The 17,265-nt window shown below is 32.0% G+C and carries 14 protein-coding genes and 1 pseudogene; 6 read left to right on the top strand and 9 right to left on the bottom strand.

Features of this window, described 5'->3' with window-relative positions; genetic code table 11:
* Positions 1 to 36 precede the first annotated feature (36 nt).
* Positions 37 to 1,194 (bottom strand): MFS transporter, encoded by a 1,158-nt coding sequence (locus AABL87_RS06220; protein ID WP_006257003.1) that lies wholly within the window; start codon positions 1,192 to 1,194, stop codon positions 37 to 39.
* 270 nt (positions 1,195 to 1,464) lie between these two features.
* Between AABL87_RS06220 and AABL87_RS06215 the strand changes: the two genes are divergently transcribed.
* A complete protein-coding gene (locus tag AABL87_RS06215) occupies positions 1,465 to 1,797 on the top strand; it encodes a DMT family transporter (protein ID WP_006260721.1) in 333 nt (110 codons plus the stop codon).
* Between the two features lie 58 nt (positions 1,798 to 1,855).
* Positions 1,856 to 2,539: a tRNA (guanosine(37)-N1)-methyltransferase TrmD gene (gene trmD, locus AABL87_RS06210; protein ID WP_006257005.1), complete on the top strand. Its 684-nt coding sequence runs from the start codon at positions 1,856 to 1,858 to the stop codon at positions 2,537 to 2,539.
* A 106-nt stretch (positions 2,540 to 2,645) separates the two neighbouring features.
* On the opposite strand, the gene AABL87_RS06205 is transcribed toward trmD, so the two are convergent.
* On the bottom strand, positions 2,646 to 3,959 hold the full coding sequence (locus AABL87_RS06205) for a DUF4374 domain-containing protein (protein ID WP_341277085.1): 1,314 nt from the start codon (positions 3,957 to 3,959) through the stop codon (positions 2,646 to 2,648).
* A 15-nt stretch (positions 3,960 to 3,974) separates the two neighbouring features.
* The gene (locus AABL87_RS06200) at positions 3,975 to 6,476 is read right to left on the bottom strand and encodes a TonB-dependent receptor (protein ID WP_341277084.1); all 2,502 of its coding nucleotides are present in this window, start codon (positions 6,474 to 6,476) and stop codon (positions 3,975 to 3,977) included.
* Positions 6,477 to 6,668: 192 nt separating this feature from the next.
* Between AABL87_RS06200 and AABL87_RS06195 the strand changes: the two genes are divergently transcribed.
* Entirely contained in the window at positions 6,669 to 7,694 is a 1,026-nt protein-coding gene (locus tag AABL87_RS06195) for a helix-turn-helix domain-containing protein (protein ID WP_006257008.1), read from the top strand.
* A gap of 154 nt (positions 7,695 to 7,848) precedes the next feature.
* A complete protein-coding gene (gene rplS, locus AABL87_RS06190; RefSeq protein WP_006257009.1) occupies positions 7,849 to 8,199 on the top strand; it encodes a 50S ribosomal protein L19 in 351 nt (116 codons plus the stop codon).
* A gap of 103 nt (positions 8,200 to 8,302) precedes the next feature.
* Here the strand turns inward: rplS and AABL87_RS06185 are convergent, their stop codons facing one another.
* Together AABL87_RS06185 and AABL87_RS06180 are read right to left on the bottom strand one after the other, a co-directional pair.
* Entirely contained in the window at positions 8,303 to 11,986 is a 3,684-nt protein-coding gene (locus tag AABL87_RS06185) for a M1 family aminopeptidase (protein WP_341277083.1), read from the bottom strand.
* Between the two features lie 3 nt (positions 11,987 to 11,989).
* Positions 11,990 to 12,865, bottom strand: a complete 876-nt coding sequence (locus AABL87_RS06180) for an ABC transporter ATP-binding protein (RefSeq protein ID WP_006257011.1) — start codon at positions 12,863 to 12,865, stop codon at positions 11,990 to 11,992.
* 222 nt (positions 12,866 to 13,087) lie between these two features.
* Between AABL87_RS06180 and AABL87_RS06175 the strand changes: the two genes are divergently transcribed.
* A complete protein-coding gene (locus AABL87_RS06175) occupies positions 13,088 to 14,593 on the top strand; it encodes a SulP family inorganic anion transporter (RefSeq protein WP_341277082.1) in 1,506 nt (501 codons plus the stop codon).
* 85 nt (positions 14,594 to 14,678) lie between these two features.
* A complete protein-coding gene (locus AABL87_RS06170; protein ID WP_006257013.1) occupies positions 14,679 to 14,831 on the top strand; it encodes a hypothetical protein in 153 nt (50 codons plus the stop codon).
* Between the two features lie 145 nt (positions 14,832 to 14,976).
* Here AABL87_RS06170 and AABL87_RS06165 read toward each other — a convergent pair whose 3' ends face one another.
* The 4 genes and pseudogenes from AABL87_RS06165 to AABL87_RS06150 form a co-directional block, all read right to left on the bottom strand.
* Positions 14,977 to 15,156, bottom strand: a complete 180-nt coding sequence (locus tag AABL87_RS06165; RefSeq protein WP_041889570.1) for a type II toxin-antitoxin system Phd/YefM family antitoxin — start codon at positions 15,154 to 15,156, stop codon at positions 14,977 to 14,979.
* Positions 15,157 to 15,221: 65 nt separating this feature from the next.
* On the bottom strand, positions 15,222 to 15,629 hold the full coding sequence (locus AABL87_RS06160) for a hypothetical protein (RefSeq protein ID WP_341277081.1): 408 nt from the start codon (positions 15,627 to 15,629) through the stop codon (positions 15,222 to 15,224).
* Positions 15,630 to 15,790: 161 nt separating this feature from the next.
* Positions 15,791 to 16,028 (bottom strand): annotated as a pseudogene (locus tag AABL87_RS06155) (type II toxin-antitoxin system Phd/YefM family antitoxin).
* 136 nt (positions 16,029 to 16,164) lie between these two features.
* Complete coding sequence (locus AABL87_RS06150) at positions 16,165 to 17,196, bottom strand: PLP-dependent cysteine synthase family protein (RefSeq protein ID WP_006257016.1); 1,032 nt, start codon at positions 17,194 to 17,196, stop codon at positions 16,165 to 16,167.
* Positions 17,197 to 17,265 lie beyond the last annotated feature (69 nt).

Here is a 17,265-nt window from a genome sequence, read left to right as displayed (position 1 = left end):
AATTACTTCACTTAGTCTTAAGACTAATTCTTTCTTTTATGATTTCTTATTTGCAGCAAGATATACTACTAGAGATAATAATGCTAAACACATACCTCCTATACATACTCCACTCCATCCAAAAAACTTCCACAAATATAGTCCAAAAGCCGAGCCAAAAGCAGTTCCAAGGAAACTAAATGACATATAGACAGTATTTAATCTATTGCGAGCTTCAGGTAAAAGAGAATAAATACGCGTTTGATTAGATACATGTATAGTCTGTAATCCTAAGTCTATCAAAATAATACCTATAATAAGCCCTATCACTGAAGCACTTGAAAAATAAAATATTACAAAACTTATGAATGTCATGAATATGCCATATAGTATCAACTTTCTAGCTCCTCCTGCTCCCCCTATTTTTCCTACTAAAGGAGCTGCAAAAGCACCACATGCACCTATCAATCCGAACGCCCCAATTACAGCAGAGTCATATCCGAAAGGTTCATTGTGTAAAAGTAATACCATCGTAGTCCAAAAAGTTCCAAACTGAGCAAAAGCTAAAGCTGTTACTCCTGTTGAGTCCCTTAATACAGGTTGTTCTTTTATTAAGACAAAAAGAGATTTATATAAGTCTTTGACCTTTCCATTAAAGGTAGGTTTATTATAGGGTAGTCTAATTTGAATCATGATTACGATAATAATACTTACTATAGTAGCTATCCAAAACATACCTCGCCATCCTAACCATACACCTACAAAGCCACTAAGCGTTCTAGAAAACAATATCCCTATAAGTAATCCACTCACTACTGTTCCGATTACTTTTCCGCGTTGCTCATCAGAAGATAAACTAGCAGCTAATGGCAAGACTAACTGAGGGACAATAGAAGTCGCTCCTAAGACAAAGCTAATAATCTGTAATAAAAAGAAATTTTGTACAATTGCAGTTAGGGCTAAAGCAATAGTAGCAAATATTGTTGTTATAATAATTTGTTTTTTCCTTTCGAGCATGTCTCCTAAAGGAATCATTAAAAACATCCCTACAGCATACCCTGCCTGAGTCAGATAGGTAAGTGTTCCTGCTGAAGCTTCAGACACACCAAACTCTTCTGATATCAAAGGAATTAATGGTTGACAATAATATAAATTAGCAACGATTAAACCTGTAATCGCTGCCATAAATAGCACATTTGATTTTGATAAACTCATAGATACAAATTTAAACTAATTCAGATGTAGAAATCTTAAGATAACATAAGAAATTATAATAATTACAGTAAAATTAGAAGTACTACAATAGCCTATCTCTTTAATTTAAATTCATAACTATCAAATAACTTCTTTTCTAATATTCATTATTAGCTTCAATAATCTATATCCATTACTTCTAAGAAAGTAATTTTCAAATCATATATCATAAAGTATTTTGCCTTACACAATTTTAATAGACCTAATAAAAAGCTACTTTTGCATTAAAAAATGAAGAATATATTATTCTTACTTCTTGCTATACTCTTAGAGACTATAGCTACAACTACTCTTAAAGCTAGTGAAGGATTTACTAAACTTGTTCCTACCACTATAACTTTACTTGGTTATGTAGGTGCTTTTTATTTATTGAGTTTGACCTTACGTACTATACCTATTGGAATTGCATATGCTTTATGGTCAGGGATTGGAATTGTGTTGGTCACTATAGCGGCTTACTTTTTATACAAACAAAAACTCGATACTGCTGCTTTAATAGGAATTGCATTTATAATTACAGGAGTCTTAATCATTCAGCTTTTTTCAAAAAGCCAAGCCCACTAATACAATTTTGTAGGTTACAGAATACAATTGTACATTTGCCAAAATATCAAAAGTAATTATGCGCATAGACATTATTTCCGTTTTACCAGAATTAATAGAGAGCCCTTTTCAAGCTTCTATCCTAAAAAGAGCAATAGAGAAGGGACTAGTAGAAGTACATTTTCACAACTTACGTGATTATAGTACTAATAAGCATAAGAATGTAGATGACTACCAATTCGGTGGTGGAGCAGGAATGGTTATGAGTGTAGAACCGATAGATAAATGTATTACTGCATTAAAAGCCGAAAGAGAATATGATGAAATAATCTATATGACTCCTGATGGCGAAACTTTAAATCAACAAATGGCCAATGGAATGTCTATGCTTAAAAACATTATCATTCTATGTGGACACTATAAAGGAGTAGACCAACGTGTACGTGACCATTTCATCACAAAGGAAATCTCTATAGGAGATTATGTCTTATCTGGTGGAGAGCTAGGGGCAGCTATTTTATGCGATGCTATTATCCGTCTTATTCCAGGAGTACTTTCTAATGAAACTTCAGCATTGACTGATAGCTTTCAAGATAACTTATTAGCCCCTCCTATATACACTAGACCATCTGAATATAAGGGATGGAAAGTTCCAGATGTGTTACTAAGTGGAAACTTCGCTGCTATAGATAAATGGAGAGAAGATATGGCTTATGAACACACAAAGACAAGAAGACCAGATTTATTAGAGAGAGAAGACTAAATTATCTCTCCACTTCTTAAAATACTTAATAAAAATAGGGATAAATCACATACTGATTATCCCTATTTTTATTGATAAAATGATTTACATTTTATTCTTTTCTATCCTAATATACACCTATATAATACTGATCTACTCCAGTTGTTATTGTTGCTCCTAATTGTCCTTTTTTAGCTGTTGACTTAATATCATAAATGTAAACATTTCCTTTTCCTGAAACAGGTGCTAAAGCAATATAGAACTTCCCTCCTCTTACAACTGATGTCTGATATTGTGTCAACCATAAGTTAGCTGGTACTTCTAAATCCACCGCAGTTTTATTATTTAAGTCTATACGTGCTAATCCCCATGCATGAGTAGTTGTTGGTTTACCATTAGGGTCTACTCCCATTTCGATCTCTGGTGCATCAAGTTTCTCATAAGGCATATAACCTATACCATCTCCTATATAAAACCATCCATTACTAGAAACTTTCTTTCCACCTAAGGCACTACCTAAATCGAATTTAAATGTAGTATCATATTTACCATCTTTAATTTTTGCAATATATGTCTTATCAGTTCCATTAACCATTTGAAGAACTTCTTTTTGGTTATTTACATATAAAGTTGGCGTACGATACCCATTAGTACTTCCTACAACATGATCTGTTGTGATTACATCTGTTTTAGACAAATTATTTTTATCAACAACTAAAGTAAAAGTTTTATCTGTAGGTTTTCTTTTTCCAGTACTTGGATCATAAAGACTAACAGCAGCACCATAATAAAGTTTATTATCAACTAATACAGGCGAATCAATCCTACTTATGTAATATCCTTTTTTAGTAAATTCGTCACTAAGTTTAACATTAATTTCTTTTTGTGCTCCTGGCAAAAATGACCATTTATTTAAATCTATAAGAGCAATACTTGCTGTAATTTTATGTCCCAAATAAGCACCTTCTCCATTTTCTCCAGCATGTTGAGGCGCTGCAGTTATATAATGAACAGACCCCATATCTTCATTAATTTTAGTAAATCTACCTGTTTTTGTCCCTAATACAGGAGCAGATTCAATATGACCTACTTGAGTGTAATTTTGTCCACCTTTATGTTCATATTTTCGTAAATCTCCCACAGTATAATTTAAATTATATACATACTTTCCATCTTTTGATACATATATTCGAGAAGTTCGGGATGAAGGCATTTGGAATCCTTTTTTACTAAAACTTATTTCTCCTTCCGTTAGTTTATCTACCCCTTGTAAATAAGTAGCTGACTGTGATCCCGATCCACTAGCATAAGCTAATTGAAATTGCTTACCTTTAAGTTCCTCTCCTGTATCTGGGTTAGAATTATCATCAGATGAACATCCTATTGTCATTAATGCTAGCCCTGCAAATAATAATGTGCTTTTAAAAAATTTACGTTTCATAGTATTTATTATATATTAAAAAATTGAATAAGTTACTTTTCCATAAAAAGCTCTTCCTGGTTTCTGCAAACCAAAATTGTCATATATCCTTTGATTAAAAATATTCTTCATATCAAAACTTACTGTTGCTTTTTTATTAGAGAACTGATATATCACTCCAATGTCATTAGGATATTGAGAAGGTATTTCATCTAAATTAGTTCCCCCTACATTAGACCAGTTCCTCAAAAATTTCTTTACATAGTAAACATTGTAATTCACAGAAAAGAAATCTCCTTTCGATAAAACATTATTAAACTTATAACTCAGATTAGCATTTAGTTTAAATGAAGGCTCATTTCTTATCTGCGTTTTGTAGTATAAATATGGATTGCCATCTTTATCAAATTGCTTATTAAATAATACATCAAACTTAGATAGTGCTAGATTGAACGCTAAACGTTGTCTAAAAGAATAGTTTAACTCTATATCAAAACCTCTACTTAATACATCATCTAAATTTTCATACCTAGTAAAGATTCCTTTTGAGTCAATACTCTCCCTAATCATTCCTTTTACATTTCGATAAAAGTAAGTAGCATTTAAGCTCATTGAATGGTCTTTAAAATTAAATGGCCCTGCTATAAACCCTATATTATAGTTTGTGCTTTTCTCAGGATCAAGACTAAATGAAGGCAATAGATTATCTGCATTACTTCCAAAAAGCTCAGATTCTTCTGGCAAGCGAATTGCCTTTTCTGCAGAACCTAATAAGTACAATGGTTCTAACAATTTGTAAGACACACTTACCCCCACTCCATTATGATTAATACCATTATTTATTTTCTTAGTCTTATATAAATCACCAACTAATGGCTTATTCGTGTCTTTATAAGGTTCATTAGAGACTGCCTTCTGATGATATAGTTTATAAAATAAATTGGTTTGAAGCCTATTGTCAAAAAGTTTATTCTCATAGCTAAACGAGAGTATATCCTTAGTCAAATCTCTTGTATTAACTAATCTCATAACAGCTACTGGTTGTAAAACATCAGTTATTCCTCTTTCAAAACTGTTATAGAAATAGTTAACACTCAGCTTATGATTAGTTATAAATTCATACCCTACATTTGCACGAACAACCCAAGATTCATCTTTGTTCTTTTCTAGTGTTTTTTGAGACGCTACTTCTGCACCACTTGTATATTTCAGTGGTTTCCCTAAAGGATCTCTTATTACATTTCCACTCCAATCGTACATATTACCAACTGTATCGATAACTTGTCTAGTTAAATCACTATAAGATAAATCTAGCTTTACCTTTAATCCTTTTACTAATAAATCCTTTTTTTCGTAATTAAGTGTTGCTACATAAGATTCTCTCTTAGTATTTCTATCCCCGTATACATTCTCCATAGTAATACCATGCTGAATCTCTTTTCTATTTCCAGAAACAATGCCTCCAATAAAAAATTTATCCGCCCATTTCACATCTGTGAAACCTACATCTACTTTAGTTCCATAAGATTTATAACCATCGTGAAAACGCCTAGCTCCATTCTTTGGATAACTTACATTTCCTTGATAATCCACATACCTAATATGATCTCCATAGACTTTATAATCATTATCACTATAATTATAAAATGCATTAGCTCTAACAGTCAGTCCATTTTTATCATTTCGATATCCTCCATTGACATTATACTGGTGTGTATTAAAAGAGCCAAAAGAGCCACTAGCACTCAAAGTATTAGTCATTTTCTGTTTTAATACTACATTGATAGCTCCTCCTAAAGCGTCTTGTGATAAATAAGTAGGCACTACACCCTTATATACTTCTATACGCTCTATCAAAGCTGGAGGAATACTGTTCAATGAAAATGAACTACCATAATTACTTGCTGGTACTCCATCTATAAATACCCTCACCGCGTTTCCAGACAAACCATTTAAATTATAATTTACTCTAGAACCTAACCCTCCATCTTGTCTTATTTTAACTCCTGCAGTTCTATCAAGTATTTCATTCGTTTGCAAAGACATCAGAGATGCTTCTTTCATTTCTATAACACTCACTGCAAAACCTTTAGTTTCAAGATCTCGTTTCTCTGTTTTGACTGAAATAAGCATTTCTTCTAGATTGTGTCCTTTAGATTCTTCTACTGTAACCAATAAATTACTTTTAGAATCTTTAAAGTCAATTTTTACTTTAAAATCAACTATTTCCATAGATTTCACATCTAATACATATTGACCATAATCAACATTTTGAATAGAGAACTCTCCTTCATCATTTGTCTCACTATACAAGTTTCCTTTATCTAAGCTAACAACGGCATATGCTATAGGTCTCCCATCTTTTAGTTTTATTACTCCTGATAAAACTCCTTTTTGAGCAACCATGAACATAGGTATAAGTAGCATTAAAATATAAATAACATATTTACTCCAAGTATTATTTCTATAACTACCTAGCACTTCTTTTTCACTCTTTTTTGTACCCCAATATTTTTTTATACTAATGATTCTAAACACCTTTCAATATATTTTTTTTAATAAAAACCATTTTTAATAAGAGGTATACCACTTATTAATTCTGTAATGCAAAATTACTTTAAGCATTAAGCCTTTTATCTTTCAAAAAAGGATAATTAAATACACATCAAGGATTATTTTTATTAAATCTAATTAATATCTATATTTACAATCTTAATTTCATTCTATTATATGCAACTAACTACTAACTATATAGACAAAATAAGCGGTCAACAAACAACAAAGAAAACAGAAGGAGAATCAATTATAGAGTACACAGTTAATGATGGTGATTACTTTCTAGAAAAAACTCAAAAAGTAGGGCGTTACTTTATAACTTACTATGAGTTTATGTTGAATAGCCCCATCACCATTTCTCTATCTCCAAACTCTAAAGGTATTTTAATGCTGTTCTTACTTGAAGGTGAACAACAACTTTCTCATCATCTAATAAGAAAAGTAAATAAAGAGAACTATATGCTTAAAATAGATTCCTCAAAACAAGAAACTCGCTATATTTCCATTTTAATACCTAAAGAGATTATAATAAAACTAAAACAAGATTTATTAATAGATTTTGAAGCTGAAGAACTACCTAGCACTTTAAAACTAGACGATTTAATAAAAAAGAACAAAATCATCTCTCCAGAAATGAAATCCGTAATCACGGATATATGCTCCTGTCAAAGAGATGGTTCATTCAAACAAGTTTATTTAGAAAATAAAATAATAGAGTTACTGTTTCTACAATTAGAATACATCAATCAAGACCAATCAAAATCTTATATATCCAATATAGACATTGAAAGAATGCACTCTGCTAGAAAACTATTGACTCAAAATATTAAACATCCATATACTCTATCAACTCTTGCTAAAAAAGTAGGTACAAATGAATTTAAATTGAAAAAGTATTTTAAAGAACTCTTTGGCTCAACAGTATTTGGGTATCTAAATGAGCACAAGATGAATAAAGCAAAAGAACGATTACAAAATTCAGATATTACAATTTCGGAGCTAGCAGAAGATCTAGGTTATAAATCACAGAATCATTTTAGTACAGTTTTTAAAAAATTTTATGGTTATCCTCCTAGTGATGTAAAAAAAGTTAAAAACATAAATAATAACAGCACACACACTATATACTTATTACCTTTATTCATTATAGAGAAACTTGAAGCTCTAGAGCTTCTTACATTAGGCACATTTATATTATAACGAAATAGAAATCAATAGAATAACAACTATGCTTTTACTTAAAATAATTAGTTATTATTCTGTTTTATTTTTTATATTTGCACTCGATTTTAGACCAACCTCTGGCGAGGTCCGTGTATGTTGTTCTGAAAAATAACTTTTATACATTATTACAATGGCAGATTTAATGAAATTCGTTCAAGACGAATTAGTTGCAAAAAAAGATTTTCCTCAATTCAACGCAGGAGATACTATCACTGTTTACTACGAAATTAAAGAGGGTGACAAAAAAAGAACTCAGTTCTTTAAAGGTGTAGTTATCCAAAGAAGAGGACAAGGTACTACTGAAACTTTTACTATCCGTAAAATGTCAGGTAACGTAGGTGTAGAGCGTATCTTCCCAATCAACATGCCAGCTTTAGAAAAAATCGAAGTTAATCAAAGAGGTAAAGTACGTAGAGCTCGTATCTTCTACTTCAGAGAGCTTACTGGTAAAAAAGCAAAAATCAAAGAAAGAAGAAGATAATCAACTTTCTAAGAGTTATAAAAAAAGAGATTGTACAATTGTACAGTCTCTTTTTTTTTATGTCAAAAAAAGGGAAGAGATAATTAAATCCCTTCCCTATATATTAATTTACACCTTTTCTATTATCATAAGATCTTGTGTCGATTAACTTATTATATGGATCGATACCAACCTCTGTTGGCTTCTCATCTACTATAATAGTAAAATCATTCATAATATCTGATACTTTTACTTTTTTCAGATATAAGACTTTCTCTTTACTGTTTTTAGACTTGTCTTTCACATCTTCTTGTGCAAAAACCCCTATTTCTATATAATCTGCTAATGGTAGTGATTTAATTTCTACTCCTTTATCCGATTTGTAGACACGTGTATTCAGATCAGAACCAGCTTTAGTCGTTACATCCGTATAGCTCTTTTCTCCTTTATCATCAGCTCTATATTTACTTACGATAGCTTTAATTTTCACTTCATACTTACCATTGTCTAACTTTTTTACTTCTGCTTTATCTATATAATTGTCATATAAAGTAATTGTCTCAAACATATCCTTAACTAAGTATTTCAGTGAATCAGGAGTTGCCTCTTTAATATCCGCTACTAACTCAGATGCAGTAGTATAAGGAGCATCTTGAAAAGCTACCTTTTTAATATATCCTTTTAAAACATCATTAAGCTGCTTATCTCCCAGATAATCACTCATCGCGTAGAATACTAAAGAGCCCTTTTGATAATGGATATACTGTTGGTTTTCATTATACATCAATGCTTTTTCTTTTTTACTCTCACCACTACGTCCTCCTAAGTATCTATCTAATGCTTCTTTCAAGAACTTACGCATCTGTCCTTTTCCATATTCTGCTTCTAATACTTTTAAAGAACTATATTCAGCTAAACTCTCAGACAACATCGTTGCACCTTGGACATTAGCTCCTATCACTTGATGAGCCCACCATTGATGCGCTACCTCATGTGAAGTTACTGCGAATGGATAATCTACCTTATTATCTGCCTCTTCATCTACTTTAGCAATAAATCCAATAGCTTCTGAGAAGGGTATTGTATTCGCAAATGATTGAGCGAAAGTTCCCATTGAACTAGGAAACTCAATAATACGAACTTGTTTATGTTGGTATGGGCTAAATTCTTTCTCATAATAAGCTAGGGACTTCTTCACCCCATTTACCATGCGATCGATATTATATTCATGCCCTTTATGGTAATATATCTCTATATTAATATCATTCCATTTATCGCGTTTCACTTCATATCTAGCAGAATTATAAGCATAGAAATTCAGCATTTTCTGGTCCATTTTATAATGGAAATAGCGTCTATCCCCTTCTGTCCACTCTTTCTGTAGGTATCCAGGAGCTATTGCTATTTGATCTGCTGATGTACTTACGGTAGTTTCAAATGTTACCCAATCTGAGTCAGAACTTATATATGTATTTTGTAATGCTTTCTTATCTGTTTGCTCAGCCATGCGCTCTTTTGGTTTTAGACCATACTTTTTACGCACCTCATCATCAGATAACTCAAATCGACTTATGTACCCAAAAGAAGGAAACAACTCACCATTATTAATGAATGTACCATTCTCTAGTACAGAGGAATTACTGCGAATAGTGGTATTTTCTTTATTCTTTACTTCAAACTTAAACACCAATTTCTCCCCATGAGCTAAAGGCTTAGTTAATTTGTATAATCTAATACCAATTACAGTATCATTTAATACTTCTTTTGCTCCATCAACAGTGATGACATTAATATATCTTTTAACATAGTTTACATAAAGGCTATCTACTGCTTTCTCATTCTTGTTCTCTAGTACATACTGTCCTTTTGCTAAAAAGTCCCCTTGTGCAGGATATAAATCAAAATCTACTTTTATATCTGTAATACGAGGAAGAATCATATTCTCATACTTTTTATAAGTCTTTTCGTACTCTACCCCTAATAGCTCATTTTCTTTGTCTGAAGTATACTTATTCAATACAGTATTTTCATAGTACAGATATCCACCTAAACTAAAAAATCCTATACCAAAAAGTACAATAACACTTACTATACCTTTGCTAGCTCTTTTTCTAGCAAAGTATAATCTCTCTTTCAAATTATTCACTATACCTCTTCTCCAGAACAATAATGTCAATCCACTTAATGAAGTAATAAACATTACCCAATAAAGAGCATAGATATAATATCTACTTAGGTTAGAACCAAAACCATTCATATCAGAATAGGGTGTTCCTGGTAGTTTATTAAAAAAGAAGATACGTTGCTCAATACCTAACTTTGACAATTGTCCTCCAAATAAGAAGAACACAAATAAAACAAAGAATCCTACTAGATAGTTTCTAAAATAAGTTTGAACCGCAATAGCTAAACCTGCCCAAATCATATACCATATCCAACTTATTCCTATTAACTCTTTAAAATAAAGTCCTATCTCAAAGTTGTAATAACCATTGTGTATTTGTACAATAATCCCTCCTATCATAATCACTAATAACAAGAATAACTGTACTACTATTAAACTTATAAACTTAGAAAAGAAGAATACATAGTTAGGAGTTGGAGTAGCATCTATTAATAAGTCCATTCTTGACAACTTTCCTCTATGTACTAATAACCCAGCTCCTAAGAAAGTAATGATGATGATAACCAACTGAAATGTAGATCCTGGTATTCCTAACATCAAGCGAGTTATTGGATATACTGTGGTTCCATATAAAGAAGTCGCTGAAGAAGAGACTAACAACATCATTAAAACACCTAATCCCACAAGGATCATAAACACTTTATTCTTAGCTAGATATTTTATCTCTCCTTTAGCAAAACTAAATATATTACTCCACTGTGTTCCTAATGAAAAGTTATAGCTAACCTTAGGTAATTCAATACGTACTATTCCTCCGAAATTATTCTTCGTTACGCGTTCTGATTTCTTAGACTTTCTACTAAAAGTAAATGCTTGCTGTGTAAATGTAAAGAACTTTGCAAGACCTCCTAAGAACAATAAAGATACCGCTAACCAAATTCCTCTATTTAATAGATACCACTTTTCTATAGGAAGATTATTATTGTTTATTTCATCCACTGTCCAGTACTCAGTATAATATCTTAAAGCCGAACTTCCTGATGGATCTAATAAAGCAACTAACTCTTTATTATCCATATCATGTCCTAAGCCTCCTATTATCCCTTGTATAATCAATAAGATCACCATAGAGACAAAACCGATATACACGCTTCTAGACATTGTCACTACAACAAATACAATACTACCAAAGAATATCATATTAGGAATAATGGTCAATAAATACACCTGTACATAACTCCAAAGCACATTCTCTCCTAATAAATTAGGATTAGCCCACGGTAGTAACGTCGCTAGGAATATACCAATACCTATCGTTAAACTAATTAATAAGGTTACTAAAAATGAACTTAAGAATTTTCCTGCTAAATATTCTCTTTTAGAAAAAGGATACGAGAATAGAATATGATGTACTTCATAACGAAAATCTCTATAAATAGAAGCCCCGATAATAGAAGGAAATAAGAAATAAAGTAAATTATTAAAACCTTCTATAAAATTAGCCAATACATAAGGTGAATTAAACTTCATTAGAGAACTAGACGTTACTTTCACGACATCAAAAACTCCAACGGCACTAGCCATACTTAAAAAACCTAGCAAAAAGAATAATACTAGATATAGATAAAATACCCAGTTCTTTAACCAGCGTTTTATTTCAAATGAAAAAATAGTTCCAAACATCGTTTATCCGTTTTTAAGTGCCACAAAATAAACATCTTCTAAACTTGGCTGTACTGATACAAAACCTGCTTCTGTAAGCGAATCCTCTGAATACACTCTAATGTTTAACTTATTATCTTGATTATACTTTCCAGACAGGATCATAAGCTCCTTATTCAGTTCTTCTGCCACCTCACGAGTAGTTTCTCTAGTCCATATCTTACCTTCCAATTTCTGTTCAGCTTGCTTAGGTGTACTTCTTTCTAATAGATTTCCTCCATTTAGAATAGCCATCTCATGACATAGCTCATTTACATCATCTACGATATGAGTCGAGAATATCACTGTATTATTATTACCAATCTCTCTAAGTACATTTAAGAAGCGGTGTCTCTCGGCAGGATCTAGTCCAGCTGTAGGTTCGTCTACTATGATTAACTTTGGATCGTTTAATAACAACTGAGCAATCCCAAAGCGTTGTTTCATACCACCTGAATATCCACTCACACTTTTGCGACGAACCTCATAAAGATTCGTTACTTCTAATACTTTCGTTACTATTTCCTTTCTTTCAGCAGCTTTTGATATCCCTTTTAATCGAGCGAAATAATCTAATAGATCTACTGCTGACATATTAGGATATACACCGAAATCTTGTGGTAAGTACCCCAACAGTTTTCTAAACTCACTTTGTTGTTCTAATATATTGATATCGCCGAAGTGAATTGTTCCACTATCTGGTTTTTGAAGAGTAGCGATGGTACGCATCAGAGATGACTTACCAGCTCCGTTAGGCCCTAGCAGACCGAACATCCCTGCTCCTATCTCTAAATCTAAATTATCTATTGCCTTAACCCCATTTTTATAGGTCTTGTTCAAGTTTTTAATAACTAATTTCATAATCACATTTTTGGTTCTATATCATAAGTAGCAAAAACTATAATTATGTTACATTATTTTTTAATCTTTTTTTAACAAGTATATTTTTATCTATTATTTACAACGATACATAATACTAAGCATATCACGCCTTCATTGACTTTAAAACATAATTTCTATTATTTCAATCAATATAACTTTATCATTTATACCTTACTTTTACACCTTCTAAACACCTATTAAATGTTACAACGCTTATTTGGTTTACAAAATCAAAATATCAGAATTCAAAGTGAAATACTAGCTGGTCTAACTGTAGCTATGACTATGATTCCAGAGTCACTGTCTTTTGCCATACTAGCTGGCTTACATCCATTAACAGGATTATACGCTGCCTTTCTTATGGGGATTATAACAGCTGTTTTTGGAGGAAGACCAGGTATGGTCTCAGGAGGAGCTGGTGCTACTATCATTGTCATGATCTCACTTATTGCTATGTATGGAATAGAGTACTTATTCGCAGCAGTAGTATTAGCTGGTATTATACAAGTATTAGTAGGAGTACTTAAGTTAGGAAGGTTTGTACGATTCATACCCCAGCCTGTCATGTATGGGTTCTTGAATGGATTAGCTATTGTAATATTCTTTGCACAAATAGCCCAATTCAAAATTGATATAGAGGGAGTTAATACATGGCTTAGCGGAATGGCTCTATACATAATGATTGGATTAACCCTATTAACCATACTAGTTGTAACTATCTTTCCTAAAGTCACTAAGAAAGTACCTGCTACTCTTGTTGCTATAATTGTGACTACAGCAGTTGTGTTTTTCTTCCAAGTAGACACTCGAAAAGTTATGGACATCGCTCATATCAGTGGTAGCTTACCTAGCTTTCATATTCCTTCACTCCCTTTTACACTAGAGACTTTACAGATCATCTTGCCCTTTTCTCTGGTTATGGCAGGAGTAGGTTTAGTAGAATCTTTACTAACCTTAAGTATCGTAGACGAAATCACCAATACAAAAGGGAATAGTAATAAAGAATCTATAGCCCAAGGTATAGCTAATATCACAAATGGATTCTTTGGAGGTATGGGAGGTTGTGCCATGATAGCACAGACTTTAGTTAACTTAGATGCAGGAGCTAGAAGTAGACTAGCTACTATTATTGGCTCGCTTACCATCTTAGCCATTATATTAGTTGGCGCTCCTATCATTGAACAGATACCTCTAGCTGCATTAGTAGGAGTGATGATGATTGTCGCGATTACTACATTTAAGTGGGTATCCTTTCAGTTAGTGACCAGAATGCCTAAAGCCGATATCTTTGTTTTATTTCTAGTTACTATTATTATTGTAATCACACATAACTTAGCCTTAGCTGTATTAATCGGTGTTATCGTTTCTGCTTTAGTATTTGCCTGGGACAATGCCATACGTATACGAGCTAGAAAATCTTTTGACCCTCACGGCAATAAAGTCTACGCTATTTATGGCCCATTATTCTTTGGGAGTACTACTTCTTTTATTGAGAAATTTACTCCTCTTACAGACACTCCTGTGGTATACTTAGATTTTAAAGAATCTAGAATAGTAGATATGTCTGCTATAGAAGCTTTGAAAAAACTAATCGATAAATATCAAGAACAAAACAAACAAATCTTACTTATCAATGTCAATGCTGAAAGCAAAAGATTGTTAATCAATTCTAAACTTTTCAACAGTAACTTATTAGAAAACAATTAGATTGATATAATCCAGTAGCCTATTATCAGAGTTAATTCTTTATATTTGAGTTTAAACCACTACAATTTTAAAAAACACTATTATTATGTTAAAAATATCACTATCTGTATTACTTGCTATTCTAGGAGGTTATCTTATTTTTTTAGGATTAAACAATGATATGTTGCCTCCAACCATTACAGGAATAGGATTCTTTATAATTGCTATTATATTTAATCTACCTAAAGACAAAAAATAAGGGACTACCTCATCCGTTGTCCTTTTCTATTCTAGATTATAGACATTGATAGTATCATTTGATACTATCACCTATAAAAAAACACCTCTATGAGGTGTTTTTTTGTGTAAAACGTTTCTTATTACAAGCTGTTTACCTAATCTCTTTAATTTGATGATAACTCACAGTCAATACCTTTTAATGAATTATATTCTTCGATAGGAATAATTACGATTCCATTATGTTCGTTTTCATTTACGATTAACTCATTACCACTGTCCATTACATAGTCTACATAAGTAGTTACATCCTCTGTAAAGTCACTAAAACTGATTACTTTATTCATTTTTTTAATCTTTTGAAGATACTAATACAAGTATTAGACCAAAAAATTAACATTCATAAAAAAAATTACAATTTAAATTTAAATCCTCGTGGTGCATATAACTTATCCTCATCATATAGGTTTAAATAAAGACGAACAGTATCTTGTTTTCCCTTTATATAAACTGCATATATATCAAGTACTCCTCTACCGTTAAACAGTCCATTAGGAGTGTCAAAATGACAACAACTACCTACTCTGTAGAAAGATAAATTATTTCCTTCTAAATCAGTCAAATCCTTTAAATACTCTATTTGATTCTGTGGTCCTCTATTATCCTTAACCCCTCCTACTTTTATAGGATTCTCAGGTGTATATCCATACTCAAAAGTTCCTATCTCATTCACAGCCGTTACTTTGTTTTCTAATACTTGCTTAGATTTACAACTCACCCCAATAAGAACTAACAAAACGAAAAATATAGACTTTCTCATAATAAACTGATTTAAAGAATATTTACATCTCTAAGATACAGAAAATAAATAGACATTGAACTATTTGATAGTATCATATGATACTATCAAGGATATAAAAACAATTCCATAGCTACCAAAAATAAAAAGCACTCCATTGGGAATGCTTTATTTATTTCTATCTATTCATTTTTATTTTTTTGCTTCATTTTTTCAATAGCAGCATCTAATCTCATTTCATTTTTTCTTGAAGAAAGCTCGTGATTTGTCGTCATTAAAGAATTATACTCTTCTAGTGATATCACAACAATTCCTTCACTTTTCCCCCCTATTGATAATTAAAGTTTCAAAGTCAGTAGACACCTTATCAAAATAAGCTTTGATGTCTTTTTTAAATTCACTAAAACTTGCTACTAACATGTTATAACATTTTATTTTGTACAAATATATGTACAAAAAACAATACCATATAAAACATAACTATCAAATAATAAATATTTTACAAAAAAACACCTCATCCTAAGGAGAGGTGTTTTCTATATTTTAGTAGATTGAATTACTTAATGTAAGTAATCTCATTTTTAGGTTCTCCATCTAAGAAACCTTGTTGCTCCATCCATGCATCACTATAAATCTTACTCATATAACGCGAACCATGGTCTGGGAATAACATAACTACTACACTATTCTCGTCAAATGCTCCTTCAGCAGCATATTGTCTTGTAGCTTGTAGTACAGCACCTGAAGTATATCCTAAGAATAATCCTTCTGTACGTGCCAATTCACGTGCTGTTTGTGCAGCATCTTTATCTGTTACTTTCATAAACTTATCGATAACAGAGAAGTCCGTAGCAGTTGGTATTAAGTTCTTTCCTAATCCTTCTATCTTATAAGGAGCAATCTCATTAGGATCTAGCTCTCCTGTCTCGTGATATTTCTTTAATACAGAACCATAAGCATCTACACCTAAGATTTGAATATTTGGATTCATCTCTTTTAAGAAACGAGCTGTACCAGAGATAGTACCTCCCGTACCAGAACAACATACGAAGTGTGTAATCTTACCTCCTGTTTGCTCCCATATCTCAGGTCCTGTAGATAGATAGTGTGCTTCAGTATTTAACTCATTAAAATATTGATTGATATAAATAGAGTTTGGCGTTTCTTTCTGCACTGTCTTCGCTACCTCATAGTATGAACGAGGATCATCAGCCGCTACATTAGCAGGACATACATATACTGTAGCTCCCATCGCACGTAGCATATCTATCTTATCAGGAGAAGACTTATCACTCACAGATAAGATACATTTATATCCCTTAATAGCACTCACCATCGCAATACTAAATCCTGTATTACCTGATGTAGTCTCTACGATAGTACTACCTGGCTTTAATATTCCTTTTTTCTCAGCTGCCTCGATAATGTGCATTGCTATTCTATCTTTTGCAGATTGTCCAGCACTGAAAGCTTCTACTTTACCATAGAAATTCCCTTTTAACTCTTTTGTTGCTTTACTCAATTTTACAATTGGCGTTTTCCCTACAAGAGCCAATACATTATCATACGCTTGAATTTCTTCTTTCATAATATCTTATTTACTACGGATAGATGTTCTTTATCTCATCTACCACTGTTATCTAACAAATTTACTAAA

The organism is Myroides sp. C4067 (assembly GCF_038039665.1).
Classification (GTDB): Bacteria; Bacteroidota; Bacteroidia; order Flavobacteriales; family Flavobacteriaceae; genus Flavobacterium; species Flavobacterium odoratimimum.
Note: the sequence above shows the minus strand (reverse complement) of the source record. Positions and strands in the feature narration are given on the sequence as shown.